Raw genomic sequence first — 26,934 nt, 5'->3', positions numbered from 1 at the left:
TAACGGTGAAGCGCTACACACCGGCAGGTTGGGTCTTGCCTGTCTCGATGGCTGGGGCTATTCTTGTACGAATAATACCCAATTATAAAATATAATTATACAAACCTGAATGTTTTGCAGGGCCGGTTCGGGCAGCAGGTGGCACGTCAAGGACGCCCCTGGCCAGGTTTCGAATCCGGGTTCTGCGCGGGAAGGAACACAATGGCCACGCTGTCCGAAAACGAGGTGTCCAGCCAATCGCTCGAATCGAGCCTGGCGGGGCGCTTTGCCACAACCTTGCTGCCGTCAGAGGCCGCCGATTTCGATCCCGCCCGCCTGCTTGACGCCGCGCGCTTTACGTTGCGCGCCGCCGCCCGGCGCAAGGGCGCAGAGCCTTCGCTGGCGATCGAAAGCGTGGCCGGAACCGGGGCCAGCCCGCGCTATCTGCGGATCGCGGTGGTCAATGACGACATGCCGTTTCTGGTCGATTCGGTCTGTGCCACGGTCACCCAGCACGGGCTGTCGATCGATCGGCTGGTGCATCCGGTCCTGGCGGTGCGGCGTGGTGCCGATGGGCGGCTGGTCGCGCTGCCCGAGGGCGAGGCGATCGGCGAACTGCGCGAATCGATGATCTATCTCGAAACCGAACGCGTCGATGCCCGCACCCGGCGCGCGCTGGTCGAGGCGATCCACCGCACGCTGGCCGATGTCCATGCCGCCGTGGCCGATTGGCCGCGCATGCAGGCAGCGATGCTCGATGACGCACGCACCCTGCCCGATCCCGAGGCGGCGGCGCTGTTGCGCTGGCTGGCCGATGGCATGTTGACCCAGTTGGGGCGGGTGGTGCGCCACCGCGACGGGCGGCTGGACGACATGCTGGGCATCTGTCGCGCCAGTCCGCTGCCGTTGCTGAGCAAGGCATCGTATGACCGCGCCTTTGCGTGGTTTGACGGCACTGGCCCGCTGGGCGCGCCGCCGCGCGCGCCGCTGGTGGTCAAGGCCAACCGCAACGCGCGGGTCCATCGCAATGTGCCGCTTGATCTGTTCCTGGTGCCGGTGCTTGACCGGGGACAGGTGGTGGCGTTGTCGGTGCATGCCGGGGTCTGGACCAGCAGCGCGCTGTCGGCCACGCCCGACCGCGTACCGTTGATGCGCAGCCAGCTCGAGCAGTTGACCACCAAGCTGGGCGTGGCGCCGCAAAGCCATGCGGGCAAGGCGCTGGTCCACGCGCTGACCGCGCTGCCGCACGATCTGCTGATCGGCTTTGCCGACGACGACCTTGAACGCATCGCCACCACGATGATGAGCCTGCTCGACCGGCCGCGGCCCCGGCTGGAACTGGTGCCGGCCATGCTGCGGCGCCACCTTTACGCATTCGTGTGGCTGCCGCGCGATGTGCAGTCGACCGAGGTGCGCGAACGCGTGCGGGCCATGCTGGAAACCGCGATCGGTGCACAAGTGATCGACTGGAGCCTTCAGGTCGATGCCAATGCCCTGGCGATCAACCGCTTTGTGCTCGATATTCGCGAAGGCAGCATCGCACCCGATGCCGATGCGCTGGAACATGCGTTGCAGGCGATGGTGCGCGGCTGGGAACTGGCGGTCGAAACCGAACTGGCCCGATCCGAAGACCCATCGCGCGCCGCGGCGATCGCGGCACGGTTTGCTGCGTCGTTTCCCATCGGTTATCGCCATGCCTATGGCCCGGCCGAGGCGGCCGAGGATATCCGCGCATTGCGCGTGCTGCACAGCAGCGGGGCGCCGCGCCGCGCCGCGCGGCTGCACCGACTGGGTGCCGAAGAAGACCTGCGGCTGAAGCTGTATCAGCGCGATGGCGCAATCGTGCTGTCGGACGCGGTGCCGGTGCTTGAAAACTTCGGGTTCAAGGTGCTGCAGGAAGTGCCGACCGCGCTGGCGAACGGCAAATTGGGCTATATCCACGATTTTCTGGTGGCTGCACCCGCCGATACCGATGTCGATGCGCTGCTTGACCGCAAACAGGCGATCGAAGCCGCGCTGGCCGCCGTGCTCAACGGCACCGCGCAGGATGACGGCTTCAACCGGCTGATCACCGCGGTCTCGCTGTCTCCGCGCGAAACCAACTGGCTGCGCGCCTGGTACCGGTATTTGCGCCAGACCGGGGTGACGGTCGATCTGCGCGCGGCGGTGGCCACGTTGCGCCGCGCGCCCGATGTGACGCGTGCGCTGATTGCGCTGTTTGTCGCGCGGCACGATCCGGCATTTGACGGCAACCGCGAAGCCGCGGCCGAAATGGCCGAAGCGGCGATCCGCGCAGGGCTTGCCAATGTGGCCGCAATCAGTGCGGATCGCTTGTTGCGCGCGTTTCATGCCGGCGTTGGCGCGATCTTGCGCACCAACGCGTTCGGCGCCGGTGGCAGCGAGGCGCTGGCGTTCAAGATCGATTCCGCCGCGATCCCCGGGCTGCCGCGGCCGGTGCCGTGGCGCGAAATCTTTGTCTATTCGGCGCAAGTCGAAGGCATCCACCTGCGCGCCGGCGCGATTGCGCGCGGGGGGCTGCGCTGGTCCGACCGGCGCGACGATTTCCGCACCGAAGTGCTGGGCCTGATGAAGGCGCAGCGGGTGAAGAACGCGGTGATCGTACCCACCGGGGCCAAGGGCGGGTTCTATCCCAAACGCCTGCCCGATCCGGTGCGCGATCGCGATGGCTGGCTGGCCGAGGGCCGCGCCAGCTATCAGGTGTTCATCCGCGCGCTGCTGTCGGTAACCGACAATCTGGTGGGCGGCGCCGTCGTGCACCCCGCCGATGTGGTGATCCACGATGGCGACGATCCCTATTTCGTGGTGGCCGCCGACAAGGGCACGGCCACCTTTTCCGACGTGGCCAACGCCATTGCCGAGGGACAGAATTTCTGGCTGGACGATGCCTTCGCCAGCGGTGGGTCGAAGGGTTACGATCACAAAGCCATGGGCATCACCGCGAAAGGGGGCTGGATTTCGGTACAGCGCCATTTCCGCGAGCTGGGCATCGACGTGCAGACCGACCCGGTACGCGTGATCGGCGTGGGCGACATGTCGGGCGATGTGTTCGGCAACGGCATGCTGCTCAGCCAGTCGATCAAGCTGGTCGCGGCATTCGACCACCGTCACATCTTTCTCGATCCCGATCCCGATGCCGCGCGGTCGTGGCAGGAACGCGCGCGGATGTTCGCGCTGCCCGGATCGAGCTGGGACGATTATGATCGCAGCCTGATCTCGCCGGGCGGGGGTATTTTTCCGCGCAGCCTGAAATCGATCCCGTTGTCGCCCGAAATGCAGGCGCTGCTGGGCATTCCGGTGGCCGAGATTGATCCCGAATCGCTGATTTCGACGATCCTCGAGGCCAAGGTCGATCTGTTGTGGTTTGGCGGCATCGGCACGTATGTGCGCGCGGGCTACGAAAACAACGTGACCGTGGGCGATCCTGCCAACGATACGGTGCGCGTGCCGGCTGCGGCGCTGCGCGCACGCGTGGTGGGCGAAGGCGCCAATCTGGGGCTGACCCAGGCGGCACGGATCGAATTTTCCATGCTCGGCGGCCGGGTCAACACCGATTTCATCGACAATTCGGCCGGCGTCGACTGTTCGGACAACGAGGTCAATATCAAGATCGCGCTGGCCGCGGCCAAGCGGGCCGGCCGGCTGGATGAAGACGCCCGGGTGCGACTGCTGTCGGACATGACTGATGCGGTGGCCGAACTGGTGCTGGCGGACAACCGGTTGCAGACGCTGGCGCTGTCGGTGGCCGAACGCGGCGGAGCCGCGGCAGTCCCGGCGTTGTCCCGGCTGATCGACGTGCTGGAAGACGCAGGCGAACTCGATCGCGCCAACGAAGGCCTGGCGCCTGCCGAAGACTATGCGCGGCGCGCGGCGTCGGGCCACGGCTTTACCCGGCCCGAACTGGCGGTGATCCTGTCAACGGCCAAGCTGTGCCTGCAACGTGCGCTTGAAGACAGCGTGATGGTCGATGATCCGGTGCTGCAACAGGAACTGTTCGCCGCGTTCCCGCAGGCCATGCACGAAGACTTTGCCAACGAGATTGCCGGGCACCGCCTGCGCCGGGAAATCATCGCGACCAAGCTGGCCAACCGCATCGTCAACCGGCTGGGCCCGGTGCATCCGTTCGAACTGGTCGAAGAAGAAGGCTGCACGCTGGCGCAAGTGGCGGCGGCATTCGTTGCGGCCGAACGCCTGCTCGATTGCGGCACGACCTGGGCCCTGCTCGATACCGCGACGATGGCCGAAGATGCGCGCCTGGCGATGTTTGACCGTACCGCGCGCGCGCTGCGCGGGCATATCGCCGATGTGCTGCGTGCCGGGCGCGGGACCGAGGTCGCCGGCGACCTGATCGCGGATCTGGCGCAGGGGGTGGGCCTGTTGTCGCACACCGCCGCCGATCTGCTGCGCGGAGAGGCGCAGGCCGAAGGGCGTCGTCTGTCGGCCGAACTGGCCGCAGCCGGTATCCCTGGCGACGTCGCGGCGCTGGTCGTGCACCTGTACGACATGGACGGCGCGATCGGGCTGGCGCATCTGGCCGCCGAGCGGCAGATCGATGCCACCGCGCTGACCGGGGCGTTTGCCGATCTGGGCGAAGCGCTGGGGCTGGACTGGGCGCAGCAGGTGGCCAGCCGGGCATCGCCATCCGATCCGTGGGAACGCCTGCTGGTGGCCGGGCTGGCGCGCGATTTTCAGCAGATGCGGCTGGAATTCCTGGGACGCGCCGACAACGCCGATCCGTCGGCGCATGTTGCGGCCTGGCTTGGCGCGCATGCCCGGCTGGTGGCGCAATATCGCGCGCTGATCGGGCGCGCGCAGGCCACCGGCACGGTTGCACCTGCCATGCTGGCGCAACTGGCCGGGCAGGCAAGGACGCTGTTGATGCGATAAGTTTTTGCCATATTTGGTCAATTGTGACGGTCACTGGTTGACGACCCGCGCCTTTTGCCCGCATCGATGGGCAGGTTCGGCGACAAGGTGCGTGCAATGGCGGATGTGGTGATCGTGGGGGCAGGGCATGGCGGCGCACAGGCGGCGATCGCCTTGCGCCAGAACGGGTTTGCGGGATCGATCCGGGTGATCGGACGCGAACCCGAATTGCCCTACGAACGCCCGCCGCTGTCCAAGGAATACCTGGCCCGCGACAAAAGCTTTGAACGGATCACGATCCGCCCGGCTTCGTTCTGGGCCGACAAGGCCATCGAATTTTCGCTTGGATGCGAAGTGGTGTCGGTCGATCCGGAGGCCCAGACCGTAACCACCGACAGTGGCGAGACGCTGGCCTACGGTTCGCTGGTCTGGGCCACCGGCGGCGATCCACGCCGGCTGACGCTTGACGGGCACGACCTGGCGGGCGTCCATGCGGTGCGTACCCGCGCCGACGCCGACCGTCTGATGGCCGAACTCGATGCCGGCGCCCGCCGTGCGGTGGTCATCGGTGGCGGCTATATCGGGCTTGAGGCGGCCGCCGTGCTGACCAAGTTCGGTGTGCATGTCACGTTGCTCGAAGCGCTGCCGCGCGTGCTGGCGCGCGTGGCGGGTGAAGCGCTGTCGGCGTTCTACGAGGCCGAACATCGCGCGCACGGGGTGGATCTGCGCACCAATGTGGCAGTCGCGGCACTGGAAGGCGCCGATGGCAAAGTGACCGGGGTGCGGCTGGTGGATGGCGAAGTGCTGCCGGCCGAAATCGTCATCGTCGGCATCGGGATCATTCCCGCGACCGCGCCGCTGATCGCGGCCGGCGCCAAAGGCGGCAACGGGATCGAGGTGGACGACCTGTGCCGCACCAGCCTGCCCAATGTCTATGCCATTGGCGACTGTGCCGCGCATGCCAACAGCTATGCCGACGGCGCGACGATCCGGCTCGAATCGGTGCAGAACGCCAACGATCAGGGCACGTGCGTGGCCCGCGCGATCACCGGCCATCCGGTGCCGTACAAGGCCGTGCCATGGTTCTGGTCGAACCAGTATGATCTGCGGCTGCAGACGGTCGGGCTGTCGATCGGGCATGACGCCACGGTCACGCGCGGCGATCCGGCCACGCGGTCATTTTCCGTGATCTATCTGCGGCACGGCCGGGTGATCGCGCTCGATTGCGTCAATGCGGTCAAGGATTACGTCCAGGGCAAGAAGCTGGTCGAAACGGGCGCATCGATCGCGCCCGAACAGCTGGCCGATACCACCGTGCTGTTGAAAGAGATGGCCTAGGGAACCGGCAAGGCTTGCACCAGGCGGTCCAGCGCCCAGCTGGCGGCATCGGCCACGGCGGGATCGGCGTCGCCCAGCAGACGCTGCACCGTGCCGAACAGGGCGGGTTCGGCGCTGTTGCCCGCGGCATACAGGCAATTGCGCACAAACCGGTCGCGGCCGATGCGTTTGATCGGTGATCCGGAAAACAGCGCGCGAAACCCGGCATCGTCCAGCATCAGCAGATCGGCCAGCCGCGGCGCGGTCAATTCGGCGCGGGGCAGAAACGCGCGGTTGGCCGCCGCCGCGCTGGCAAAGCTGTTCCACGGACACACCGCCAGGCAATCGTCGCAGCCATAGATGCGGTTGCCCAGCGCGGCGCGGAACTCGTGCGGCACCGGGCCCTTGTGCTCGATGGTCAGGTACGAAATGCAGCGCCGCGCATCCAGGCGATAGGGTGCTGGAAAGGCATCGGTGGGGCAGGCTGTCTGGCACGCGGTGCACGTTCCGCAGCGGTCGGCATGCGGCGCATCGGGCGGCAGATCAAGCGTGGTGAAGATCGCGCCCAGAAACAGCCATGACCCGTGCGCGCGGCTGACCAGATTGGTATGTTTGCCCTGCCAGCCCAGCCCGGCGGCCGCGCCCAGCGGCTTTTCCATGACCGGGGCAGTATCGACAAACACCTTTACATCGGCGTCGGCCGCATGCGCGACGATCCACCGCGCCAAGGCCTTGAGCGCGCGTTTGACCACATCGTGGTAATCGGCGCCTTGGGCATAGACCGAAATGCGCGCGTGATCGGCCACCTCGGCCAGCGCCAGCGGGTCCGCCGCGGGGGCATAACTCATGCCAAGCGCAATCACGCTGCGCGCCTCGGGCCACAGCCCCTTGGGCGAGCGGCGGTGTTCAAGCCGGGTTGCCATCCATTCCATCGAACCGTGCGCGCCTTCGCCCAGCCACTGTTCCAGCCGCCGCGCGCGCAGCGGGTCTTCGCGCGCGTCGGCAAAGCCGCAGGCTGCAAAACCCAGTGCCACCGCCTCGTCCCTGATCTGCCGGGCAAATCCTGCTGCGTCGTTAACCAAACTTGCTGCCCCGTCCGTTCATTGGCACTGTGTACTGCACCGCTCCATGCGATACGAACCAGCAGCACACTTTGTGGGGGAATTGTCCGCGATGAGCAATGCAGCCGATCTGGCCGCGCTCAGGGCGAGCAAGGATTTGGCGATCGAGGCGCACGGCCTGGTCAAACGCTTTGACGGCACGATCGCCGTCGATGGCGTGGATATCACCGTGCCGCGCGGGTCGATCTATGGCGTGCTTGGACCCAATGGCGCGGGCAAGACCACGACCTTGCGCATGTTGCTCGGTATCATCGACCCCGATGCCGGCTATCGCCGCGTGCTGGGCAGCGAACGCCCCACCGAAGTGGCGCGCCGGATCGGTTATCTGCCCGAGGAACGCGGGCTTTATCCGTCGATGAAAGCGTATGAGGCGATTGCCTTTCTGGCCGCGCTGCGCGGGGTGCCGCTGGCCGAAGGGCGGGCCAGGGCGCGCACCATGCTGGAGGAATACGGGCTGGCCCATGCTGCCGACCGGCAGATACGCCAATTGTCCAAAGGCATGGCGCAGCAGGTGCAATTGATCGGCACGCTGATCCACAATCCCGATCTGGTGGTGCTGGACGAGCCGTTTTCGGGCCTCGACGCGTTGAACCAGGGGCGGCTGGAACAATTGATCCGCGCGTTGGCCTCGCGCGGGGCGACCGTGCTGTTTTCCACCCACGTGATCGCGCATGCCGAACGCATGTGCGACCAGGTGGCCATCATCGCCGGGGGCAAAGTGCCGTTTGCCGGACCCGTGGATGTCGCGCGCGATCGGTTGCGTCCGCAAGTGCGGCTGGAAACGCGCGTTGCCGACGGACTTTGGCGGGCCGCAATTCCGGCCGAGGCGCGCTGCGATGTCCGGGCCACGGGCAATGCGCTCTGGTATTTCACGCTGCCCGAAACCGGGGTGGAACCGCTGTTGCGCGCGCTGATCGAAGGCAATGCAGGCATTCTCAGCCTGTCGATCGAACGCGCCGGGTTGCATGATGCGTTTGTTGCGATCGCCGGAGAGGCCGCCGCGCGCGCGCTCGAAGAAAACCGCGAAGAGGCCCAGTCCGTTTCGAGAAAGGGGCGCCGCTGATGGTACCTGAACGTTTGCGTGCCGCCTGGGTGGTTGCGCGTCGCGATTTCGTGGCCGTGGTCTTTTCCAAGGCGTTCATCTTTTTCCTGCTGGGGCCGCTGTTTCCGATCGTCGTCGGTTTTTTTGCCGGCATGATCGGCGCCAGCGTGCAGCACGACCTTGATCGCGCGGTGATCGGCATCGCACTGCCCGCAAACGAGGGTGATCGCCTGGTTTCTGCGCGGGCCGCGCTGGTCGACACGATGCCCGGCGGCGCGCCCGAATTTCAGGTGATCGAACGCGTGCGTCCCGGCGCACGCTTTGATGCGCGCGCTGCGCTCAAGAACCGCAGGCTTGCTGCGGTCGTGTCCGGCACGCTGGCAGCACCGGTGCTGACCGCGACCAAGGGGCATAGCGATGAATGGCGCGGCATGATCGCGCTGTTTGCATCGCATGCCCGCTCTGCCGCGCCCGCACCGCTGGCCGACGTGCGCACCGATGTGGTGGTGACCAGCGCCGCCAACGAACACAATGGCCAGGTTGTCACGGCACAGGCCGGGCAATTGCTGCTGTTCTTGCTGACCATGCTGCTGGCCGGCATGGTGCTGTCCAATCTGGTCGAGGAAAAGGCCAACAAGATCATTGAAGTGCTGGCGGCCTCGATCCCGATGGACGCGCTGTTTCTGGGCAAGCTGTTTGCCATGCTGGCGGTCAGTATGGTCGGCATTGCGGTATGGGCCAGCGGCTATGGCGTGATGGTGCTGATTGGCACGCGCTCGATTCCGTTGCTGGCGACGCCGGCGGTCGGCTGGCCGCTGTTCCTGGGGCTTGGCTTTGCGTATTTCTCGATGGCCTATCTGTTGCTGGGATCGATGTTCCTGGCGATCGGCGGCATGGCCAACACCGTGCGCGAGGTTCAGACCCTGTCGATGCCGGCGACGATGATGCAACTGATCGTGTTTTTCCTGGCCAGCTTTGCGCTGGCGCGTCCGGGCAGCCTGATCGAATGGGTGGCGCAAGTGTTTCCGATCAGTTCGCCCTATGCCATGCTGGCCTATGCGGCGCAGCACACTGGTGTGATGCCGCACGTGATTGCGTTGGCGTGGCAGGGGTTGTGCGTGGCGCTGATGGTGCGTGGCGGGGCGCTGCTGTTCCGGCGTTCGGTGATGAAATCGGGGCCGGCGCGCCCACGCCGCCGTGGCGGAAAGATCGCCATCGAAGTGGCCGGCTGACGCAGCTGAAAACCTTATTGACATGAATGTAGGTTAAAGGAATATTCGCGGCATAAACGGGGGTGCGCAAACCCCAGCCGGAGGATTCCAGATGGCCACGCAGACCGCCCCCGAAGTCGCCTTTGCCTATCGCACATCGCCCACTGCGACCGCGGCGTTCGAGGAATGGCTGCGCGCCAATCCACATGCGCGGCCGGTGCACACGCACCCTTGGGACGTCAGCCGGTCGGACATCTACACCAATGACACCTGGGGGCCGATCTTTGCGCAAATGCGCGAACAGGCTCCGGTGAACAAAGTGACCGGATCGCCCTATGGCGATTACTGGAATGTCACGACGCACAAATCGGTGCTGCATGTCGAATCGCTGCCCGAACTGTTTTCCTCGTCGTGGAAATACGGCGGCATCACGATCAGCGATCCGCCTGCCGAGATCGATCCCGCGGTGCTTGCCGAACGCCAGCTGCCGATGTTCATCGCGATGGACCGGCCCGAACACACCGGCCAGCGCCGCACTGTCGCGCCCGCGTTCACACCCGCCGAAATCGTGCGTATGGAAACCGAAATCCGCGCACGCACCGCGCATCTGCTCGACACGCTGCCGATCGGCGAACAGTTTGACTGGGTCGACACGGTCTCGATCGAACTGACCACGGGCATGCTGGCGATCCTGTTCGGATTTCCCTGGGACGATCGTCGCCTGCTGACATTCTGGTCCGACTGGGCGGGCGATGTCGAACTGACGCTGGCGCGCGATCTGACCGACACAAGGTTCGGCATCCTGGGCGAAATGGCGCAATATTTCGGGCGGCTGTGGATGGAACGCATGGGCAAGGCGCCCAGTCCGGACCTGATTTCGATGATGCTGCATTCCCCGGCGATGAGCCAGATGAGCCCGCAGGAATTCATGGGCAATCTGGTGTTGCTGATCGTGGGCGGCAATGACACCACGCGCAACACCATGTCGGGCATCGTCCATGCGCTGCACACCTTTCCCGATCAGCGCGAGATCCTTGAAAACGAACCTGCGCTGATCCCCAACGCGGTGCAGGAATGCCTGCGTTTCGTTACGCCGCTGGCGCATATGCGCCGCACCGCAACCGCCGATACCGAACTGTTCGGGCAACAGATCAGCGCGGGCGACAAGCTGGTGATGTGGTATCTGTCGGCCAACCGCGATGCCAATGTGTTTGCCAATCCGGACAAGCTGATCGTGACGCGCGAAAACGCCCGCCGCCACCTGTCATTCGGCCATGGCATTCACCGTTGCGTCGGCGCACGCCTGGCTGAACTGCAACTGCGCGTGCTGCTTGAAGAAATGCATGCGCGGCGCATGCGTGTGCATGTCACGGGCAAAGTGGAACGCGTGCGCGCCAATTTCGTCCATGGCTTCCGTCGGATGGACGTCACGGTTGAACGATACTAGGCCGATATCGCGCGGGGTGGTCATCTGGCGTTCATCCCGCGCCCGCCAATCCGGACTGGTTCCGCGGCCGGATTGACTGCCCCCCCGACCCCGATCCGCCGCGGAACACCCTGGCTTGTGGCGATATGCGGCCCCGATGGACCGGCTGGCCACATCGCCGGTGTTCAGGAACGCAAAAAGCCCCGCCGAAGCGGGGCTTTTTTCTGGCACGGCGCGTGTGCGCCGCAGCCGGGAAATCAGGCTGCGACGGCCTTTTTCAGATCGCGCTTAACCTTGACGGCGCGCGCGCTAAGATCGTCGTCGCTCGTCTTCAACAGCCAGTTGTCGAGGCCGCCGTTGTGTTCCACCGAACGCAGGCCGTGGGTCGACACGCGGAAGCGAAAGCTGCGGTCGAGCTTTTCCGACATCAGTGTCACGTTCTGCAGGTTGGGCAGAAACACGCGCTTGGTCTTGTTGTTGGCGTGGCTCACGTTGTGACCGACTTGGCGGCCCTTACCGGTCAGTTCGCAGATGCGCGACATGGCTGAAAACTCGCTTATGTTCGTATGATGTGAATCTTGAACGCGGGCTCTTATCGATTCATCCGGCGAAGTCAAGGATTCGCAAAGCGCCATCGCCCATGCTAGCGCGGATGCGATGATCGCGCGCTGGCCCCTGCCCGAACCGATGCGCCAGGCGCTGGCCCAGGCTGCCGCTGCCGCCGATGCCGGCGCTGTGCCGATCGGTGCGGTGGTGGTCAAGGACGGCGCGATCATTGCCATGGCCCACAATGGCCCGCGCGATGGCCACGATCCCACCGCCCATGCCGAGATCGTGGCGATTCGCGCGGCGGCAACCGCGCTGGGGCAGGACCGGCTCGATGATTGCGATGTGTGGGTCACGCTGGAACCTTGCGCAATGTGTGCGGGCGCCATGGTCCATGCGCGCATCGCGCGGGTCTATTACGCGGCACCCGATCCCAAGGGCGGCGCGGTCGACCATGGCCCGCGGCTGTTCGATCAGCCGACCACGCTCCACCGCCCCGAAGTCTATGCGGGTTTTGGTGAGACCGAATCGGCCGAGCTGTTGCGCGGGTTTTTTCGCGAACGGCGCTAAAGCGGGGTAAAATCCAGCCCGATATCGGCGGCAGGTGCGCTTTGCGTCAGGCGCCCGACAGAGATGAAATCGACCCCGGTGGCGGCAATCGCGCCGATCGTATCGAGCCGCACCCCGCCCGACGCCTCACACGGCACCCGGCCCGCGACCAGGGCCAGCGCGTCGCGCAGCATCGTGGGGCCCATATTGTCGAGCAGCAGGCGCGTGGCGCCTGCCTGCAGTGCGGGTTCGATCTGGTCGATGCCGTCCACTTCGCAGATCACCTCGCGCACGCCTGCCTGCAGGGCGCGGTGTACCGCCTGGGCCACACCGCCGGCCACGGCGACGTGGTTGTCCTTGATCATCGCCGCATCGTACAGCCCCATGCGGTGGTTGTGTCCGCCGCCGGTGCGCACCGCGTATTTTTCCAGCACGCGCAGCCCCGGAATGGTCTTGCGCGTGTCGAGCAGCCGCGCGCGGGTGTCGCCCATGGCATCGACATAGCTGCGCGTCAGCGTGGCAATCCCGGTCAGATGCTGCACGGTGTTGAGCGCGCTGCGTTCGGCTGTCAGCAGCGCGCGGGCCGATCCGGCAATGCGCATCAGCGCGGTGCCCGGCGCCACGCGCGCGCCTTCATCGACCAGCAATTCGACATCGGCGTGTGGATCGAGTGCGCGGAAAAACGCCGCCGCAATCGGCAATCCGCACACGCTGACTGCATCGCGGCTGTCCATCACCCCGGCAAAGCGCGCCTCGGCCGGGATCACGCTGTCGCTGGTGACATCGCGCCCGCCGCCGGGCAGGCCGTGGCCCAGATCTTCGGCAAGCGTGCGCGCGACAAACGCGTCAAGGTTGAAACCGGGCAGGGTGAAGGCGCGAAGCAGGGCGGTGGTCATGGTGAAACGATAGCCGTTTGCACGGCGTCACGCCATATCGGGGTTTACGCCAGCCGCGCCGCGCGTTCGGCCAGGCGCGCGACCGCCAGGCCGTGAATGGCCGGTGCGGTCACCAGCAATCCGAAGGCGCGCGGATCGCGCTTGTTGAAATCGAACGCGGCGCCAAAGGCATCGCTGACCGCTGCGCCGGCTTCGCGCGCGATCAGGCAGGCGGCGGCGATATCCCATTCATAGCCCCAGCGCAGTGTCGCGAGCAGATCCGCTTCGTCGGCGCCGACCATGGCGATGCGCAGCGCGATCGAATTGGGTTTGTCCACCATGGTCAGGTCATGATCGATCCGGGGCAGGCTGTCGGCGGGGACGCGCGCGCCCGGCAGCTCGGTGCGCGTGCTGGCATGCAGCGCGATCCGGTTGCGGTGCGCACCAAGTCCGGCGGTGGCGATCCAGAATTCGTTGCGCGCGGGCGCATCCAGCACTCCGATCAGCACGCGGCCCGCGCTGACCAGTGCCACCGATACGCACCAGCCGCTGCGCCCGCGCAGGAAATCGCGCGTGCCGTCAATCGGATCGACCACCCAGCACAGCGACCGGTCCAGCCGATCGGGATGATCGGCGGTTTCTTCCGACAACCAGCCGGCGCTTGGCAACAGTGCACCAAGTTCTTGTTTCAAAAAGGTATCGACCGCCAGATCGGCCTCGCTCACCGGGTTGTCGGGGCTTTTGTCCCAACGCTGCGGGGTGTGGCCGTGGCCCGGCCAATGCGCCATGGCCAGGCAACCGGCCTGGCGAACGATGGCTTCAAGGCGCGTATAATCGAGCATCGCCATGGGGATGAGCCAAGCCACACGGCAAAGCAAGGGCGGGGCGGCCGCGGCCCCACAGCGCGGCTTTCATTCATTCGTATGCGCGATCCATTCGTGGCGGGCCCAGGCCCGCATGTGCGACTTCAGTTGCACTGCGGCATAAGCCCCCTTTTCAAGCCGGTAAGCCTGTGCTTAAGGCCCATGCAACTCCGTCGGTCCGGCATGCATGCCGGATCGGGCTTTCCGCCCACTCGCACGCTGGGGAATTATCGCCATGAACGTCCATGAGTATCAGGCCAAGGATCTGCTCGCCAAGTTTGGCGTCAGCGTCCCTGCGGGGATTCCCGCGCTGACTGTCGAAGAAGCGATTGCTGCCGCCCGGCAGCTGCCGGGCCCGATCTATGTGGTCAAGGCGCAGATCCACGCCGGCGGGCGCGGCAAGGGCAAGTTCAAGGAACTGCCCGCCGATGCCAAGGGCGGCGTGCGTCTGGCCAAATCGGTGGACGAAGTCGGCGCGCATGCCGCCGACATGCTGGGCAACACGCTGGTCACCGTGCAGACGGGCGATGCGGGCAAGCAGGTCAACCGGCTGTACGTCACCGACGGTGTCGACATCGCCAAGGAATATTACCTGTCGATCGTGGTCGATCGCGGCACCGGGCGCGTTGCGCTGATCGTGTCGACCGAAGGCGGCATGGACATCGAAGACGTGGCGCATTCGACGCCCGAAAAGATCCACACCATCGTGATCGATCCCGCCACCGGGTTCCAGCCGCACCATGGCCGCGCGGTGGCGTTTGCGCTGAAACTGACCGGCGATCTGAACAAGCAGGCGCAGACGCTGTCGCGGCAGCTGTACGAAGCGTTTGTCGCACTCGATTCGGACATGCTTGAAATCAACCCGCTGGTCGAATCCGCCGATGGCAAGCTGTTGGTGCTCGATGCCAAGATGAGCTTTGATTCCAACGCGCTCTATCGTCACCCCGATGTCTTTGCGCTGCGCGACGAAACCGAGGAAGATCCGGCCGAAATCGAAGCGTCGAAGTACGATCTTGCCTATATCAAGCTCGACGGCAACATCGGCTGCATGGTCAACGGCGCGGGTCTTGCCATGGCGACGATGGACATCATCAAGCTGAACGGCGAATTCCCTGCCAACTTCCTTGACGTGGGCGGCGGCGCCACCACCGAAAAGGTTACGGCTGCGTTCAAGATCATTCTGCGCGATCCGGCGGTCAAAGGCATTCTTGTCAACATCTTCGGCGGGATCATGAAGTGCGACATCATTGCCGACGGCATTGTCGCGGCTGCCAAGGAAGTGAACCTGCAGGTTCCGCTCGTCGTCCGTCTCGAAGGCACCAATGTGCAGCAGGGCAAGGACATCCTTGCCAACTCGGGTCTCGCAATCGTTCCCGCCAATGATCTTGGCGATGCCGCGAAGAAGATCGTGGCCGAAGTCCGGAAGGTCTCCTGAACCATGTCGATCCTCGTCAACGCAAACACCAAGATCATCACCCAGGGGATGACCGGCAAGACCGGCGCGTTCCACACCCAGGCGGCGCTTGACTACGGCACGCAGATGGTTGCGGGCGTGACCCCCGGCAAGGGTGGCACAACCCACATCGGCCTGCCGCAATATGACAGCGTGGCCGATGCCAAGGCCGCGACCGGCGCCACCGCATCGTGCATTTATGTGCCGCCCCCGGGTGCGGCCGATGCCATCCTCGAAGCGATTGATGCGCAGATGGAACTGATCGTGTGCATCACCGAAGGCATTCCGGTGCTCGACATGGTGCGCGTCAAGCGTGCGCTGCAGGGCAGCAAATCGCGCCTGATCGGGCCCAACTGCCCCGGCGTGCTGACCCCCGGCGAATGCAAGATCGGCATCATGCCCGGCAGCATCTTCAAAAAGGGTTCGGTCGGCGTGGTGTCGCGTTCGGGCACGCTGACGTATGAAGCGGTGTTCCAGACCAGCAACATCGGCCTTGGCCAGACCACCGCGGTCGGCATCGGCGGTGACCCGGTCAACGGCACCAACTTCATCGACGTGCTCGAGCTGTTTTTGGCCGACGACGACACCAAGTCGATCATCATGATCGGCGAAATCGGTGGCGATGCCGAAGAACAGGCCGCGCAGTTCCTGATCGACGAAGCCAAACGCGGCCGCAAAAAGCCGATGGCCGGTTTTATCGCCGGCCGTTCGGCGCCTCCGGGCCGCCGCATGGGCCATGCCGGCGCGATCGTGTCGGGCGGCAAAGGCGATGCCGAAAGCAAGATCGCCGCGATGGAAGCCGCCGGCATCCGCGTCAGCCCGTCGCCCAGCCTGCTGGGCGAAACGCTGGCCGAAGTGCTGAAGGGCTGATCGCACACACGAAAAGGGCCGGGGGCAACCCCGGCCCTTTTCGTGTGTGCCAGGCCCAACCGATCAAACGCGGTGCAGCCGACCCGGGTGGCATCACCGGTTGACGCACAATGGACCGCCACATAGCCTGATGGCATGACACGTTTTCGGTATTGTCTGGCGGCGGCCCTGGTCGCATTGGCGCCGGTTGCGGCTCGCGCAGATCCGACCGCGATCGTGATCTCGGGCAGCACCGATCATGCGCTGCATCGCCGGTTGTGGAATTTTGTCACGCAGGTGATCCAGAACGATGGTGCCGAACAGCTGGGGCGGCGCCATATCAGCTATTGTCCGCAGGTCATCGGGATCGCTGCGCAGTATGAACCGGTCGTGCTGGCCAGAATCCGCGAGGCGGCACAGGCCACGGGTGCGCTGACCGAATCAAAACCAGGCTGCCGCCCCAATCTGGTGATCCTGTTCAGTGTGGATGCCGATGCCACGATGCGCGATATGCTGCGCCACGACCCTGCGCTGCTGGCTGATACCAGCCCGCCCGACACCAGCGCGCTGCTGCGTGGCGGCCAAGCGGTGCGCTGGTGGTATGCGATGAACACCACCAGCATCGATGGCGACGGTATTATCGACGGCATGATGCTGCACGGCCATGGCTCGCGGCTGTCCAGCGGCATCAAGCTTTACTTTGCAACGTCGTATGTGCTGGTCGATCTGAAGCGCGCCCAAGGTTATCCGCTGGATACAGTTGCCAGTTATGCCGCGATGGTGTCCTTTGCCCAGATCTCGGGCGAACGCCGCAATCTGGCAATGCGCCCTCGGTGCTGGGTGTCTTTGACCGGACCGGGCCGCGTCTGCAGGCGCAGCGTGATCTGACGGCGTGGGACCGTGCCTATCTTTACGCCATGTATCACATTTATCTGGATCGCCCGATACGCACCCAGCGGGACAATCTGGCCTACGCGATGCAGAAAATCATGGTGTCGCAGGGCGCGGCCACGCCGGTCAGATAACGGCGCCCACTTTCAGACCCTCGAACACCGCCTCTTCTGCGGTTCGTGGCGTCAGCGCATCGCCGATCACGTGGCATTCCAGGCCCAGGTCGGCAACGGTATCGTCCAGATCGCATATGCTGTGGTGGCCCAGGCTGGTGATCAGCGTGTCGACATCGTCGAACAGCATCGGCGCGCCGCTGGTTGCGTGCTGGCAATAGACGGTCTGTCCGTCGATGCCGTAAAGGCGCGCATAGGGGATCACTTCGACGCCCAGATCGTGCAGCGTGCCGATCCACAGGTCGCGCACATATTGGTGGATGCGCTGTCCGGCCATATAGCCATCAACCGCCAGCCGCACGCGGCAGCCGGCGCGGGCCAGTTTTTCGGCCAGGCCCATGCCGATCCAGTCAAGGCTCCAGTCGGCGATCAGCACCGATCCGCCGACGTTGACTTCGTTGCGCAGCACCTGCCACGGATTGACCACGTGGCCGGTCTGTGCGCCCTCGATCTGCGGCGCGCGGGGACCGGCACCGGTGGCGATCACCACGGCATCAGGCGCGATGGACGTGATCAGGTCGCGCGTGACGCGGGTGCTGGTGCGCACCTCTACCCCGGCCAGCGTCATTTCGCGCGCCAGGTTGGTGATGATGCCGCCGAATTCGGCGCGGGTGGGCAGCATCTGCGCCAGCAGCGCCTGCCCGCCCAGCTGCCGTCCCGCTTCGCACAGGATCGCGTGATGCCCGCGCGCAGCCGCCATCGCGGCGGCCTTCATCCCCGCAGGGCCGCCGCCCGCGATCAGGATACGGCGCGGCGCGGGGGTCGGCGCCGGCGTGCCATAGGTCAGTTCGCGCCCGGTTTCGGGATGCTGGATGCACGAAATCGGATAGCCCATGTGGAAATGGCCGATGCACGCCTGGTTGCAGGCGATGCAGGCGCGAATATCGTCGAGCCGCCCTTCGCGCGCCTTGGCCGGCATGTCGGGATCGCAGATCAGCGCGCGGGTCATGCCCACCATGTCGGCAGCACCGCTGGCCAGGATGCGTTCGGCATCCTGCGGCTGGTTGATCCGCCCTGCGACGAACACCGGGGTGGTCACGCGCGCCCTGATGCTGGCCGACAACGGGGCCAGATGGCCGTGGGCCACGGCCATCGGCGGGGCGATGTTGATCGCGCTGCCGATACCGGCCGACGTGCCAGCGGTCACGTTGTAATAATCGAACCGGCCGTCGAACGCGACCAGCGTGGCCATGACCTCTTCGGCACTCAGGCCATCGGCGTCCTTTTCATCGCCGCTGATGCGCAGGCCGACGACGAAATCGGGGCCGGTAGCGGCGCGGATTGCGGCCAGCACCTGGTCAAGGAAACGCCGCCGCGCGACATCATCGCCGCCCCATGCATCGCTGCGCAGGTTGACCCGCGGGTTCAGAAACTGCGCGGGCAGATAGCCATGGCTGGCGACCACTTCCACCCCGTCGAGCCCCGCGCGTTCGAGCCGGTGCGCGGCGGCGGCATAGCCTGCAATCACCTCGGCAATCATCGCGGCCGGCATCGCGCGCGGCATCACGTGAAAGCGTTCGTTGGGCACCGCCGAGGGCGCATAGGCCACCGGCGCGGTGCCGTCCTGGCTTTCCATGATTTCGCGGCCCGGATGGAACAGCTGCGCAAACAGCGCGCAGCCGTGTTCGTGCACGGCACCGGCCACGCGGGCATAGCCCGGAATGCAATCGTCCGACGTCGCCATCAGCAGGTGCGCGGTATAGCGCGCGGTTTCGTGCACGCCCGCCACCTGCATCACGATCAGCCCGGCGCCCCCTGCGGCGCGCGCGCGGTGATAGGCGACGAGTGCGTCGTTGGGCACAAACGCAGTCGGCAGTGTCGTGTCGTGCCCGGTCGACAGGATGCGGTTGCGGATGGTCAGATTGCGCAAAGTAATCGGCGCAAACAGGTGGGGCAGGGCGGTCATGGTGATCCGGGCAGCTACAGGAAACGTGATCCTGTGCGGTTTTCGCAGCCCGTGCAACCGCGCACTATTTCCGGACGAAACGGATGCCGTAATAGGTCAGGAATTTTTCGTCGTAAGCCCCGTCGGCGGTCTGTGCCGGATCATAATGCGGTCCGTCCTGAACGAACTGGCGTGTCACATTCAGGGTCAGCGCGGCCTGCGCAAAGTCCAGCGCGGCGACGGTTCCGACCGGCATCAGCACTTTGTCGTCCGACAGCCAGTCGGATGGATTGATCACCAGATATTTCACCGCCCAGGCCTGAGCATCAACCAGGAAATCAAGCACATGGCCGACATTGGCATCGCTGCCTTCCACCGCCGCCTGGTCGATGGCGCCCAGCAGGCGCAGCGGGCTGCCGGGGGGGGTATCGGGCAATGCGGTCAGTTGGTCCTGGCTCAGGCACAGCAGGATCTGGCGCGTTTCGGCGACGGGATGGCCGAATTCAGAAACCGGCACGCAGATCCGCCGGCTGGACAGCCACGATCCGGTTTCGATCACCAGCGCAGCAATCGTCCAGTCGTTGTCCGACAAAGCGAAATCATGGAGTGTCCCGGCCTGTTCGCCCGAGATCATCACCGAATATCCCCGCAGTGATGACGCGTTCCACAGCACGATCGCATTCTCCCAACCGGATCCCGACCTGCCGGCGATCGCCGACAGGTGGGTTGCACGCAGGGTGTCTGCCATCGCCGGGTGCTGCAAGCATCGGAAAATACGCGCCAATCCGGCGCAAGGTCGCGCGTCGTAGCGGGCGGGTGTGGTCGGGGCAAACCCGGTGCTGTGCGGGTCAGGCCAGATTTCGCGCAAACAGCGCCAGCATTTCGGCCCAGCCGCGCTCGGCCGCCGCCGCGTCGTAAACCGGGAAATCGGCCTTCATCCAGCCATGGGCCGCCCCGGTGTAGATTTCGGAGTGATGGCGCACGCCTGCCGCATCCAGCGCGGCGATCAGCGCCTGGTGCATCTCCATGGGATAGCTGGCGTCGTTGTCGGCGCCTGCGATCAACAGTTCGGCCTTGATCTGCGGGGCAAGCAGGTGCGGGCTGGCCGGATCGTCGGTGACCAGCCGCCCCCCGTGAAAGCTGGCGGCGGCGACCACGCGGTCGGGATAGGTGCCCGCCGCGGTCAAGGCCATGCCGCCGCCCATGCAAAACCCGACAGTGCCGACATGGTTGCCTTTGACCTGCGGATGGGTGCCCAGCCAGGCCAGGAACGCGGCGGTATCGCGCGCGGCTGCGGCATTGCCGGTGGTGGCCATCATCGGGCCGACCGTGGCGCGAAAATCGCCTTTGAAAACCTCGGTCGGCACCAACGCGTCATAGGCGCCCCAGCGGTAATACATGTCGGGCAACAGCACGACATAGCCATTGTCGGCCAGCCGCTGCGCCATGTCGATCAGCGTCTGTCGCATGCCAAGGCCGTCCATGTAGAAGATCACGGCTGGCCACGGCCCGGCCCCATCGGGCGTCAGCACATGAACCGGGCACAGGCCTTCGGCGGTCGGAATCTGGGTCTGGGTATGGGGCATGATCGGTCCTGCGGGATTGGGGGGAAATCGGAACTTGCCATGATTTGCCCCGCTTCGCATACCCCCCTCAGCGACGAAGGAGCATACGCAGTGCGGGTATCGGGATCAATTTCAGCAATGCTGCTGGCGCTGGCGGCGGCCGCCCCGGCCATGGCCGGCGATGCCGGACCCGCCGACCCCGACACACGGGCCTGGTGGGCGCTGACCACCGAATTGTCGGGCGATGCGATGGAAGGGCGCGATACCGGCAGTGCCGCCTATGACCGCGCCGCAGCACTGGTCGCGCGCCGCTTTGCCGATGCCGGGCTGAAACCTGTGGGCGACAACGGCGGCTGGTTTCAGCCGATTGCGTTCGACGATCTGCGCGTGGATGAGGCGCATTCCGCAATCACGCTTGGCGGCAAGCCCTTGCTGCTCAATCGCGAGTTGCGCCTTTCCCCCAACGGCCCACGTCAACTCCAATTGGCGGCATCCGCAACTTTCCGGGGGCTGTGTGGGCCGGGCGACATCATCGACGTTTCGGGCAAATTGGTCATTTGCTATGGTTCGCCAGCGCCGCCACAGCTGAAGGGCTTTGACCGGGCAGCGGCCTTGCAGGCAGCAGGCGCGGCAGGGATGCTGGTGATTGCGGCACCGGGGCTGGCCTCTGAACCGATCCACTGGCCCTTTGCCTATTCGCGCACGGTGACTTTCAAAACAGATTATTATCCAAAACCCTTCCTGGCTGGCTCGCTCAATCCAGAGGCGTTTGCCCGCCTCATGCCAGATGGTTCATCGGTCTTGGGCAAGGGGGCATCGGGTGCCGATCTTGCGCATGCAGATCTGGGTCAATTTGTTGCGACCATCACTATCACGCATAGCCAGACGCAATCGGCCAACGTGCTGGGTCTGTTGCCCGGCACCGATCCGAAACTGGCCGGTCAAGTGGTGATCGTGGCCGCGCATCTCGATGGCTATGGCCACGGCGAGCCGGTCAATGGCGATGGCATCTACAACGGCGCGCTTGACGATGCGGCCTATGTCGCGCTGCTCGAACGGCTGGCACAAGTGCGCGCCGGGCATGGCTTTGCCCGGCCCGTGGTGTTTGCGGTGTTCACCGGCGAAGAAAAAGGGCTGTTGGGTTCCAAATTCTTTGCCGATAATCCCACAGTGCCGTTCAAATCCATCGCGGCGATCATCAATCTCGATCAGATCCGCCCGCTCTATCCGCTGAAACGGATCACGGTGCATGGCCTGCACGAAAGCAATCTGGGCGATGTGGTGCGCCATGTGGCTGGCGTGCAAGGCATTGACGTGCAGGAAGATCTGGAACCCGAACGCAATCTGCTGCGCCGGTCGGACAACTGGCCGCTGATGGCCAAAGGGGTGCCTGGTCTCAGCTTTGTGCTGGCGACCTATGATGACCGGTCGCAGGCCGCCTATGTCGATTGGTACAAACACCGTTATCACCACCCCGCCGACGACCTGTCGACCCCGATCGACTGGCAGGCCGCGCGTGATTTCAACGCCTTTTTCTATCGCGTCACGCAGGAAACCGCCGATCTGCCCGCGCCCATCGCGTTGAAGCGATAACGCGGCGACCGTGCGGGTTACGTCTTTGGCTTGATCGACCAGCCCCAGCCCGGCAGATCGAACGCCGGTTCGCCGGGCAATGTGACGTGCACCGGGCTGGCCGACAGGTTGACCGCCACGCGCACATGGTCGGCGGCCTTGATCCGCCGGAACGCAAAGACGTGGGGGTTGGGGGTGTCGATCAGCACCAGGTTGCCCGGTTGCAGATCGTTGCTCAGCGCCGGGTGCGCGTGTTTCAGCGCCATCAGCCGGCGATAGAACGCGGCGCGCGCGAATGTGCCCCAGGTGATCGGATCGCGGTCAAAGAATTTCAGCCGGCGGCCCAGCGCATCCTCCTGCCCCGAATAGACCAGCGGCATGCCGGGCAGCGTGGCGGCCAGCACCGCCATGGCATCGGCGCCTTGTCCGTAAAGTTCACGATCGGTGCCGTTCCACGAATTTTCATCATGGTCGCTGGTGAAGGTCATGCGATAGGCGCCCGCCGGATAGCGGCGCTGCGGATCGGTGTAGAGCCGGGCCAGATCGCGCGCATCGGCCTGGCCGCGCGCCACCTTGATCAACAGGTGATACAGCGCCCAGTCGTAGGTCATGTCGAAGGCATGCCCCTGCATTTCGGGGGTGTCGGCCTCTGCCAGCAGGAATACCGGTTTTACCGCGGACAGTTCGGTGCGGACGCGGTCCCAGAAATCAACCGGCATGGTCCACGCCACGTCGCAGCGGAACCCGTCGACATCGGCCTGTTCCAGCCAGTACCGCATCGCCTCGATCATCCCGGCGCGCACGGCGGGCTTGGCATAATCCAGCCCGATCACATCGGCCCAGACCTCTTGATGGTGGTCGGACAGGTCGGTGTAATGGTATCCTTCCAGCGCGCCGCTTGCATTGCGCAGATACCAGTCGGGGTGCTGCGTGACCCAGACATTGTCCCACCCGGTGTGGTTGGCCACCCAGTCCAGGATCACTTTGAAGCCCTGGGCATGCGCGGCCCTGACCAGGTGGCGAAAATCGTCCAGATTGCCGAATTCGGGGTTCACCGCGTGATAATCGCTGACCGCATACGGGCTGCCCAGCGTGCCTTTGCGCTGGTCCTTGCTGATCGGGTTGATCGGCATGATCCACAACACGTCGATGCCCATGCGGCGCAGGCGCGGCAAATGCGCCTCAAACGCGCGGAACGTGCCTTGCGGCGTGTACTGGCGGATGTTGACTTCGTAGATCGTGGCATGCGCGGCCCACGCCGGGTGTTCGACCGCGCTGATGCCCGCGGTCATGGGCAGCGCTGGGGCGGCCGATGCCGGTTGCCCCAGCGCGAGCGCTGCACCCAGCAGCCATGATCCCATCCGCATCGTCATCTCCCGCCTGTTGGTGCGATCCTAGCGCCAAATGCCGGACTGTGGCGCGCGATCGGCATTCGTATACATGCCGGGGCCTTGATCGCGCGCGCGGTCACAGGCACGGTGCCGCACACAACCCGGAGGATACGATGTTTTCAAAGCGGCAGTTTCTGGGCGGTACCACCGCAATCGCCGGCTTGGCCCTGCTGGGGCCGGTGGCGCGCGCCGCCGACATGCCTTCTTTCGGCCCGCCGGTTGCACCGATCACGCCCGCCGAACACGCCGCGCGCGTGGCACGGTTGCAGGCGCTGATGCGCGCCGCCGGGATCGGCGCGCTGGTGGTAGAGGCCGGATCGGGGCTGGTCTATTTCACCGGGATCGAATGGCACACCTCCGAACGCGTGACTGCCGCCGTGATTCCGGCCGAAGGCGACGCCTTGGTCGTGACGCCCGCGTTCGAAGAACCCAGCGTGCGCGAAACGCTGCGCATCGCCGCCGATGTGCGTCCCTGGAACGAGGATGAAAGCCCCGCGGCCTTGATTGCGCGCGTGCTGGCCGATCGCAAACTGGCGCAAGCGCGGATCGCGGTCGACCGCGCGGTACGGTTCTTTGTCGTCGATGCGCTGCGCCGCGCCATGCCCGATGCGGCCATCGTGGCGGGCGAAGCGCTGGTCAACCGGTGCCGCCAGATAAAGTCACCCGCCGAACTGGCGCTGCTGCAGCGCGCCAACGATATCACGCTGGCCGCGATGCGGCAGGTGCACGGCCTGATCGCCGCGGGCATGACGCAAAACGACATTGCCAGGCTGATGGATATGACCTCGGCGGCGCTGGGCGGCCCCAGCGAATTCTCGCTGGTCCTGCTGGGCGAAGCCAGTGCCTATCCGCATGGTTCGCGCCAGCCGCAAGTGGTGCGCGAAGGCACGGTGGTGCTGATGGACTGCGGCGCGGCGGTGCACGGCTATCAATCCGATATCTCGCGCACTTTTGTCTATGGCGAACCGACACCGCGCCAGCGCAAAGTGTGGAACACGGTGCGCCGGGGTCAGGATATCGCGCTGGAAACCGCCAGGATCGGCGTTCCGGTGGGCACGATCGACGATGCCGTGCGCGCGTTTTACACGCGTGAAGGCTGGGGACCCGGCTATCACCTGCCCGGCCTGTCGCACCGCACCGGTCACGGCATTGGCCTCGACGGTCATGAATCGCCCTATCTGGTCCATGGCGATGCCACGCCGCTGGCCCCGGGTATGTGTTTTTCGGACGAGCCGGGCCTTTATAGTCCCGGTGAATTCGGCATCCGGCTCGAAGACTGCTGGCATATGACCGAACGCGGCCCGCAGACCTTTACGCCGCTGGCCCGGTCAATCGACGATCCGATATAACGCCATCACCGCCCCACCCCCACGCGCGGCGGGGTGGGGCAGGGCGTTACGGCGCGATTGGCAGTTCGATTGCGCTGGGTGTTGCGCCGCCGAACCCGATCTGCATCGTCGCCGCCTTGTAATCGCCGGGCCTGGCCACGAAGATATTGGGGACAAAGGTCTGCGGGTTGCGGTCGTACAGCGGGAACAGGCTGGATTGCACCTGCACCGCGATGCGATGGCCGGGCAGCACCACGTGATCGACATTGGGCAGGGCAAAGCGGAACCGGTTGAACACCCCGGGCTTCAGCGGTTCGGCACGCGCAAAGCTGTGCAGATACCGGCCGCGAAATATCTCGATGCCGATCGGCAGTTCGTATCCGGCCATCGACGGCCTGGCGCCCGGCGATCCCGCCTCTGGCTGATCATCGGGATAGATGTCGATCAGTTTGACCACCACGTCGGCGTCGGTGCCGCTGGTCGCAAGATAGATATCGACCGCGGGTGCGCCCATCAGGTGCACCGGTTTGCTCAGCGCCGCGCCGGTGAACGTAACAACATCGGGCCGCCCGGTCACAAACCGTTGATCGCGCACCAGCCAGGTGGTCCATTGTGCGTTGTTGCCCAGATTGATCGGGCGCGGCACAAATGGCACCGGCTTGGCCGGGTCCGAGGTCCATGACACGCTGCCGGTCGCGGCGGGTGCGGCAAAGCCCGCGCCCTGGTCGGGCCCAAGGTAATAGGGCGTCATCGTGCCCATTGGCCAGCGCGGCGATTGTTCCCACCGGTCGATGCCGGTGGCATACGTGATCGCGGCCGGCGTGTGCGGGTCGGGCGCATCTTTCAGCCAGTGGTCGAGAAACGGCTTCATCCAGTCGCGCCGCCATTGCGCGGCGGTATCACCGGCAAAGGTCAGCGCGCCCAGGTCATAGCCATAATGGTTGGCGCCCGAATGGCGCCACGGCCCGATCACCAGCGACAAGGGCGCGCGCCCCGGCTGATACTTGAGCGCGCGATAGACCGCAGGCGCGCCATAGCTGTCTTCCTGGTCCCACTGGCCCACCTCGAGCATGGTCGGCACGGTCAGCGGGCGCACGGCCATCAGCTTGTCCACCGCCTGCTGCGACCAGAACGCGGTATAGGCCGGGTTTTCCATCAGCTTGCGCACGAACGGCACGCCGTCCACACCATAGTGCCGGGCATAATCGCCGATCGATCCCGCCGCCAGGTACCGTGTGTAGTCATCGCCGCCGCCATGCGGAATGGCCGCGTCGGCGTCGGCCTTGCCCGTGCTTTCGCCCAGCGCATAATCGAGCGCACTGACTCGGAACGCGCCGTTGTGAAACCAGTCGTCGCCCATCCAGCCATCGACCATCGGGCTTTCCGCCACGGCGGCCTTGAGCGCGGGGTGCGGGTTGATTTCGGCCATCAGGGTGGTGAAGCCCAGGTAGGATGACCCCAGAATGCCGACTTTGCCGTTGGTTTCGGGCACATTTTTGACCAGCCAGTCGATCGTGTCGTAGGCGTCGGTCGTTTCATCGATCCCGGTCGGGTTCAACGGCCCGGACAGCGGGCGGTTCATCACAAACTGACCTTCGGACCGGTGCAACCCGCGAATGTCCTGATAGACGCGAATATAGCCATCTTCGACCAACGGCGCATCCATCGCGGGGATCAGGTCGATCAGCCTGGTGCTGTGCGTGCGGGTTATGTCGCCATGCGCGTTATAGGGCGAACGCCACAGCACGATCGGCGCGTGGCTTGTGCCCTTTTTCATGACGATTGCGGTGTACAGCTTGGTCCCGTCGCGCATCGGCACCATCACCTCGCGCAGGATGTAATCCGCCTCGGGCAGGACGGGGGCATATGTGTCGACCACGTCGGGGGTCATCGCGGTGATCGGCGCTGGCTGTGCGGTTGCCGCCGCAGGCTGTGCAGGCGCTACTGCGGGCAGCATGGTTGCGGACAGCGCAATCGCGGCGAGGGTCGTGGTCGGTTTGATCATGGCCGCAGC

The 26,934-nt window shown here is 65.2% G+C and carries 20 protein-coding genes; 11 read left to right on the top strand and 9 right to left on the bottom strand.

The window, feature by feature from the left end:
• Window positions 1-201: 201 nt before the first annotated feature.
• Window positions 202-4,884 carry an NAD-glutamate dehydrogenase domain-containing protein gene (locus G404_RS0111610; RefSeq protein WP_028641230.1) on the top strand — a complete coding sequence of 1,561 codons (4,683 nt, stop codon included), beginning with the start codon at window positions 202-204 and terminating at the stop codon, window positions 4,882-4,884.
• Between the two features lie 96 nt (window positions 4,885-4,980).
• Complete coding sequence (locus tag G404_RS0111605; protein WP_028641229.1) at window positions 4,981-6,201, top strand: NAD(P)/FAD-dependent oxidoreductase; 1,221 nt, start codon at window positions 4,981-4,983, stop codon at window positions 6,199-6,201.
• Here G404_RS0111605 and queG read toward each other — a convergent pair.
• Window positions 6,198-7,262, bottom strand: coding sequence for a tRNA epoxyqueuosine(34) reductase QueG (gene queG / locus G404_RS0111600; protein ID WP_028641228.1), 1,065 nt, complete (start codon window positions 7,260-7,262; stop codon window positions 6,198-6,200). The two genes, G404_RS0111605 and queG, sit on opposite strands and share 4 nt — an antisense overlap.
• A gap of 91 nt (window positions 7,263-7,353) precedes the next feature.
• Here queG and G404_RS0111595 point away from each other — a divergent pair, with 91 nt between their 5' ends.
• The 3 genes from G404_RS0111595 (at window position 7,354) to G404_RS0111585 (ending at window position 11,001) form a co-directional block, all read left to right on the top strand.
• Entirely contained in the window at window positions 7,354-8,364 is a 1,011-nt protein-coding gene (locus tag G404_RS0111595; protein WP_051280601.1) for an ABC transporter ATP-binding protein, read from the top strand.
• Window positions 8,364-9,575: an ABC transporter permease gene (locus tag G404_RS0111590; protein ID WP_028641226.1), complete on the top strand. Its 1,212-nt coding sequence runs from the start codon at window positions 8,364-8,366 to the stop codon at window positions 9,573-9,575. Before G404_RS0111595 ends, G404_RS0111590 begins: the two co-directional genes overlap by 1 nt.
• A gap of 91 nt (window positions 9,576-9,666) precedes the next feature.
• Window positions 9,667-11,001, top strand: coding sequence for a cytochrome P450 (locus G404_RS0111585; protein ID WP_028641225.1), 1,335 nt, complete (start codon window positions 9,667-9,669; stop codon window positions 10,999-11,001).
• Window positions 11,002-11,237: 236 nt separating this feature from the next.
• On the opposite strand, the gene rpmB is transcribed toward G404_RS0111585, so the two are convergent.
• Complete coding sequence (gene rpmB / locus G404_RS0111580; RefSeq protein ID WP_028641224.1) at window positions 11,238-11,522, bottom strand: 50S ribosomal protein L28; 285 nt, start codon at window positions 11,520-11,522, stop codon at window positions 11,238-11,240.
• 118 nt (window positions 11,523-11,640) lie between these two features.
• On the opposite strand from rpmB, the gene G404_RS0111575 reads away from it, so the two are divergent.
• On the top strand, window positions 11,641-12,096 hold the full coding sequence (locus G404_RS0111575) for a nucleoside deaminase (RefSeq protein ID WP_028641223.1): 456 nt from the start codon (window positions 11,641-11,643) through the stop codon (window positions 12,094-12,096).
• Here G404_RS0111575 and nadC read toward each other — a convergent pair.
• Together nadC and G404_RS0111565 are read right to left on the bottom strand one after the other, a co-directional pair.
• Window positions 12,093-12,971, bottom strand: coding sequence for a carboxylating nicotinate-nucleotide diphosphorylase (nadC, locus tag G404_RS0111570; protein WP_028641222.1), 879 nt, complete (start codon window positions 12,969-12,971; stop codon window positions 12,093-12,095). The two genes, G404_RS0111575 and nadC, sit on opposite strands and share 4 nt — an antisense overlap.
• A gap of 44 nt (window positions 12,972-13,015) precedes the next feature.
• On the bottom strand, window positions 13,016-13,792 hold the full coding sequence (locus G404_RS0111565) for a 3'(2'),5'-bisphosphate nucleotidase CysQ (RefSeq protein ID WP_028641221.1): 777 nt from the start codon (window positions 13,790-13,792) through the stop codon (window positions 13,016-13,018).
• Window positions 13,793-14,048: 256 nt separating this feature from the next.
• Between G404_RS0111565 and sucC the strand changes: the two genes are divergently transcribed.
• From sucC to G404_RS0111550, 3 genes are all read left to right on the top strand, one after another.
• Window positions 14,049-15,248 carry an ADP-forming succinate--CoA ligase subunit beta gene (gene sucC / locus G404_RS0111560; protein ID WP_028641220.1) on the top strand — a complete coding sequence of 400 codons (1,200 nt, stop codon included), beginning with the start codon at window positions 14,049-14,051 and terminating at the stop codon, window positions 15,246-15,248.
• Window positions 15,249-15,251: 3 nt separating this feature from the next.
• Entirely contained in the window at window positions 15,252-16,136 is an 885-nt protein-coding gene (sucD, locus tag G404_RS0111555) for a succinate--CoA ligase subunit alpha (RefSeq protein ID WP_028641219.1), read from the top strand.
• Window positions 16,137-16,271: 135 nt separating this feature from the next.
• Window positions 16,272-17,003 carry a hypothetical protein gene (locus G404_RS0111550; RefSeq protein WP_028641218.1) on the top strand — a complete coding sequence of 244 codons (732 nt, stop codon included), beginning with the start codon at window positions 16,272-16,274 and terminating at the stop codon, window positions 17,001-17,003.
• A 129-nt stretch (window positions 17,004-17,132) separates the two neighbouring features.
• On the opposite strand, the gene G404_RS0111540 is transcribed toward G404_RS0111550, so the two are convergent.
• The 3 genes from G404_RS0111540 to G404_RS0111530 form a co-directional block, all read right to left on the bottom strand.
• Entirely contained in the window at window positions 17,133-19,085 is a 1,953-nt protein-coding gene (locus G404_RS0111540) for an oxidoreductase (RefSeq protein WP_028641217.1), read from the bottom strand.
• Between the two features lie 64 nt (window positions 19,086-19,149).
• Window positions 19,150-19,812 (bottom strand): PRC-barrel domain-containing protein, encoded by a 663-nt coding sequence (locus G404_RS0111535; RefSeq protein ID WP_028641216.1) that lies wholly within the window; start codon window positions 19,810-19,812, stop codon window positions 19,150-19,152.
• A 100-nt stretch (window positions 19,813-19,912) separates the two neighbouring features.
• Window positions 19,913-20,650, bottom strand: coding sequence for a dienelactone hydrolase family protein (locus G404_RS0111530; RefSeq protein WP_028641215.1), 738 nt, complete (start codon window positions 20,648-20,650; stop codon window positions 19,913-19,915).
• Window positions 20,651-20,767: 117 nt separating this feature from the next.
• Between G404_RS0111530 and G404_RS18895 the strand changes: the two genes are divergently transcribed.
• On the top strand, window positions 20,768-22,222 hold the full coding sequence (locus G404_RS18895; RefSeq protein ID WP_036521225.1) for a M28 family peptidase: 1,455 nt from the start codon (window positions 20,768-20,770) through the stop codon (window positions 22,220-22,222).
• A 17-nt stretch (window positions 22,223-22,239) separates the two neighbouring features.
• Here G404_RS18895 and G404_RS18890 read toward each other — a convergent pair whose 3' ends face one another.
• Window positions 22,240-23,574 carry an alpha-amylase family glycosyl hydrolase gene (locus tag G404_RS18890; protein ID WP_051280599.1) on the bottom strand — a complete coding sequence of 445 codons (1,335 nt, stop codon included), beginning with the start codon at window positions 23,572-23,574 and terminating at the stop codon, window positions 22,240-22,242.
• Window positions 23,575-23,705: 131 nt separating this feature from the next.
• Between G404_RS18890 and G404_RS0111515 the strand changes: the two genes are divergently transcribed.
• Entirely contained in the window at window positions 23,706-24,941 is a 1,236-nt protein-coding gene (locus G404_RS0111515; RefSeq protein WP_028641214.1) for a M24 family metallopeptidase, read from the top strand.
• 46 nt (window positions 24,942-24,987) lie between these two features.
• Here the strand turns inward: G404_RS0111515 and G404_RS0111510 are convergent, their stop codons facing one another.
• On the bottom strand, window positions 24,988-26,925 hold the full coding sequence (locus G404_RS0111510; protein WP_028641213.1) for a CocE/NonD family hydrolase: 1,938 nt from the start codon (window positions 26,923-26,925) through the stop codon (window positions 24,988-24,990).
• Window positions 26,926-26,934: the final 9 nt, after the last annotated feature.

The sequence above is a fragment of the Novosphingobium acidiphilum DSM 19966 genome (genome assembly GCF_000429005.1).
In the GTDB taxonomy this organism is placed as follows: Bacteria; Pseudomonadota; Alphaproteobacteria; order Sphingomonadales; family Sphingomonadaceae; genus Novosphingobium; species Novosphingobium acidiphilum.
Note: the sequence above shows the minus strand (reverse complement) of the source record. Positions and strands in the feature narration are given on the sequence as shown.

Coding starts and splice junctions, on each gene's coding strand:
- G404_RS0111610 (WP_028641230.1), top strand. CDS start 202: ATGGCCACGCTGTCCGAAAACGAGGTGTCCAGCCAATCGCTCGAATCG.
- G404_RS0111605 (WP_028641229.1), top strand. CDS start 4,981: ATGGCGGATGTGGTGATCGTGGGGGCAGGGCATGGCGGCGCACAGGCG.
- G404_RS0111595 (WP_051280601.1), top strand. CDS start 7,354: ATGAGCAATGCAGCCGATCTGGCCGCGCTCAGGGCGAGCAAGGATTTG.
- G404_RS0111590 (WP_028641226.1), top strand. CDS start 8,364: ATGGTACCTGAACGTTTGCGTGCCGCCTGGGTGGTTGCGCGTCGCGAT.
- G404_RS0111585 (WP_028641225.1), top strand. CDS start 9,667: ATGGCCACGCAGACCGCCCCCGAAGTCGCCTTTGCCTATCGCACATCG.
- rpmB (WP_028641224.1), bottom strand. CDS start 11,522: ATGTCGCGCATCTGCGAACTGACCGGTAAGGGCCGCCAAGTCGGTCAC.
- nadC (WP_028641222.1), bottom strand. CDS start 12,971: ATGACCACCGCCCTGCTTCGCGCCTTCACCCTGCCCGGTTTCAACCTT.
- G404_RS0111565 (WP_028641221.1), bottom strand. CDS start 13,792: ATGCTCGATTATACGCGCCTTGAAGCCATCGTTCGCCAGGCCGGTTGC.
- sucC (WP_028641220.1), top strand. CDS start 14,049: ATGAACGTCCATGAGTATCAGGCCAAGGATCTGCTCGCCAAGTTTGGC.
- sucD (WP_028641219.1), top strand. CDS start 15,252: ATGTCGATCCTCGTCAACGCAAACACCAAGATCATCACCCAGGGGATG.
- G404_RS0111550 (WP_028641218.1), top strand. CDS start 16,272: ATGACACGTTTTCGGTATTGTCTGGCGGCGGCCCTGGTCGCATTGGCG.
- G404_RS0111540 (WP_028641217.1), bottom strand. CDS start 19,085: ATGACCGCCCTGCCCCACCTGTTTGCGCCGATTACTTTGCGCAATCTG.
- G404_RS0111535 (WP_028641216.1), bottom strand. CDS start 19,812: ATGGCAGACACCCTGCGTGCAACCCACCTGTCGGCGATCGCCGGCAGG.
- G404_RS0111530 (WP_028641215.1), bottom strand. CDS start 20,650: ATGCCCCATACCCAGACCCAGATTCCGACCGCCGAAGGCCTGTGCCCG.
- G404_RS18895 (WP_036521225.1), top strand. CDS start 20,768: ATGCTGCTGGCGCTGGCGGCGGCCGCCCCGGCCATGGCCGGCGATGCC.
- G404_RS18890 (WP_051280599.1), bottom strand. CDS start 23,574: ATGACGATGCGGATGGGATCATGGCTGCTGGGTGCAGCGCTCGCGCTG.
- G404_RS0111515 (WP_028641214.1), top strand. CDS start 23,706: ATGTTTTCAAAGCGGCAGTTTCTGGGCGGTACCACCGCAATCGCCGGC.
- G404_RS0111510 (WP_028641213.1), bottom strand. CDS start 26,925: ATGATCAAACCGACCACGACCCTCGCCGCGATTGCGCTGTCCGCAACC.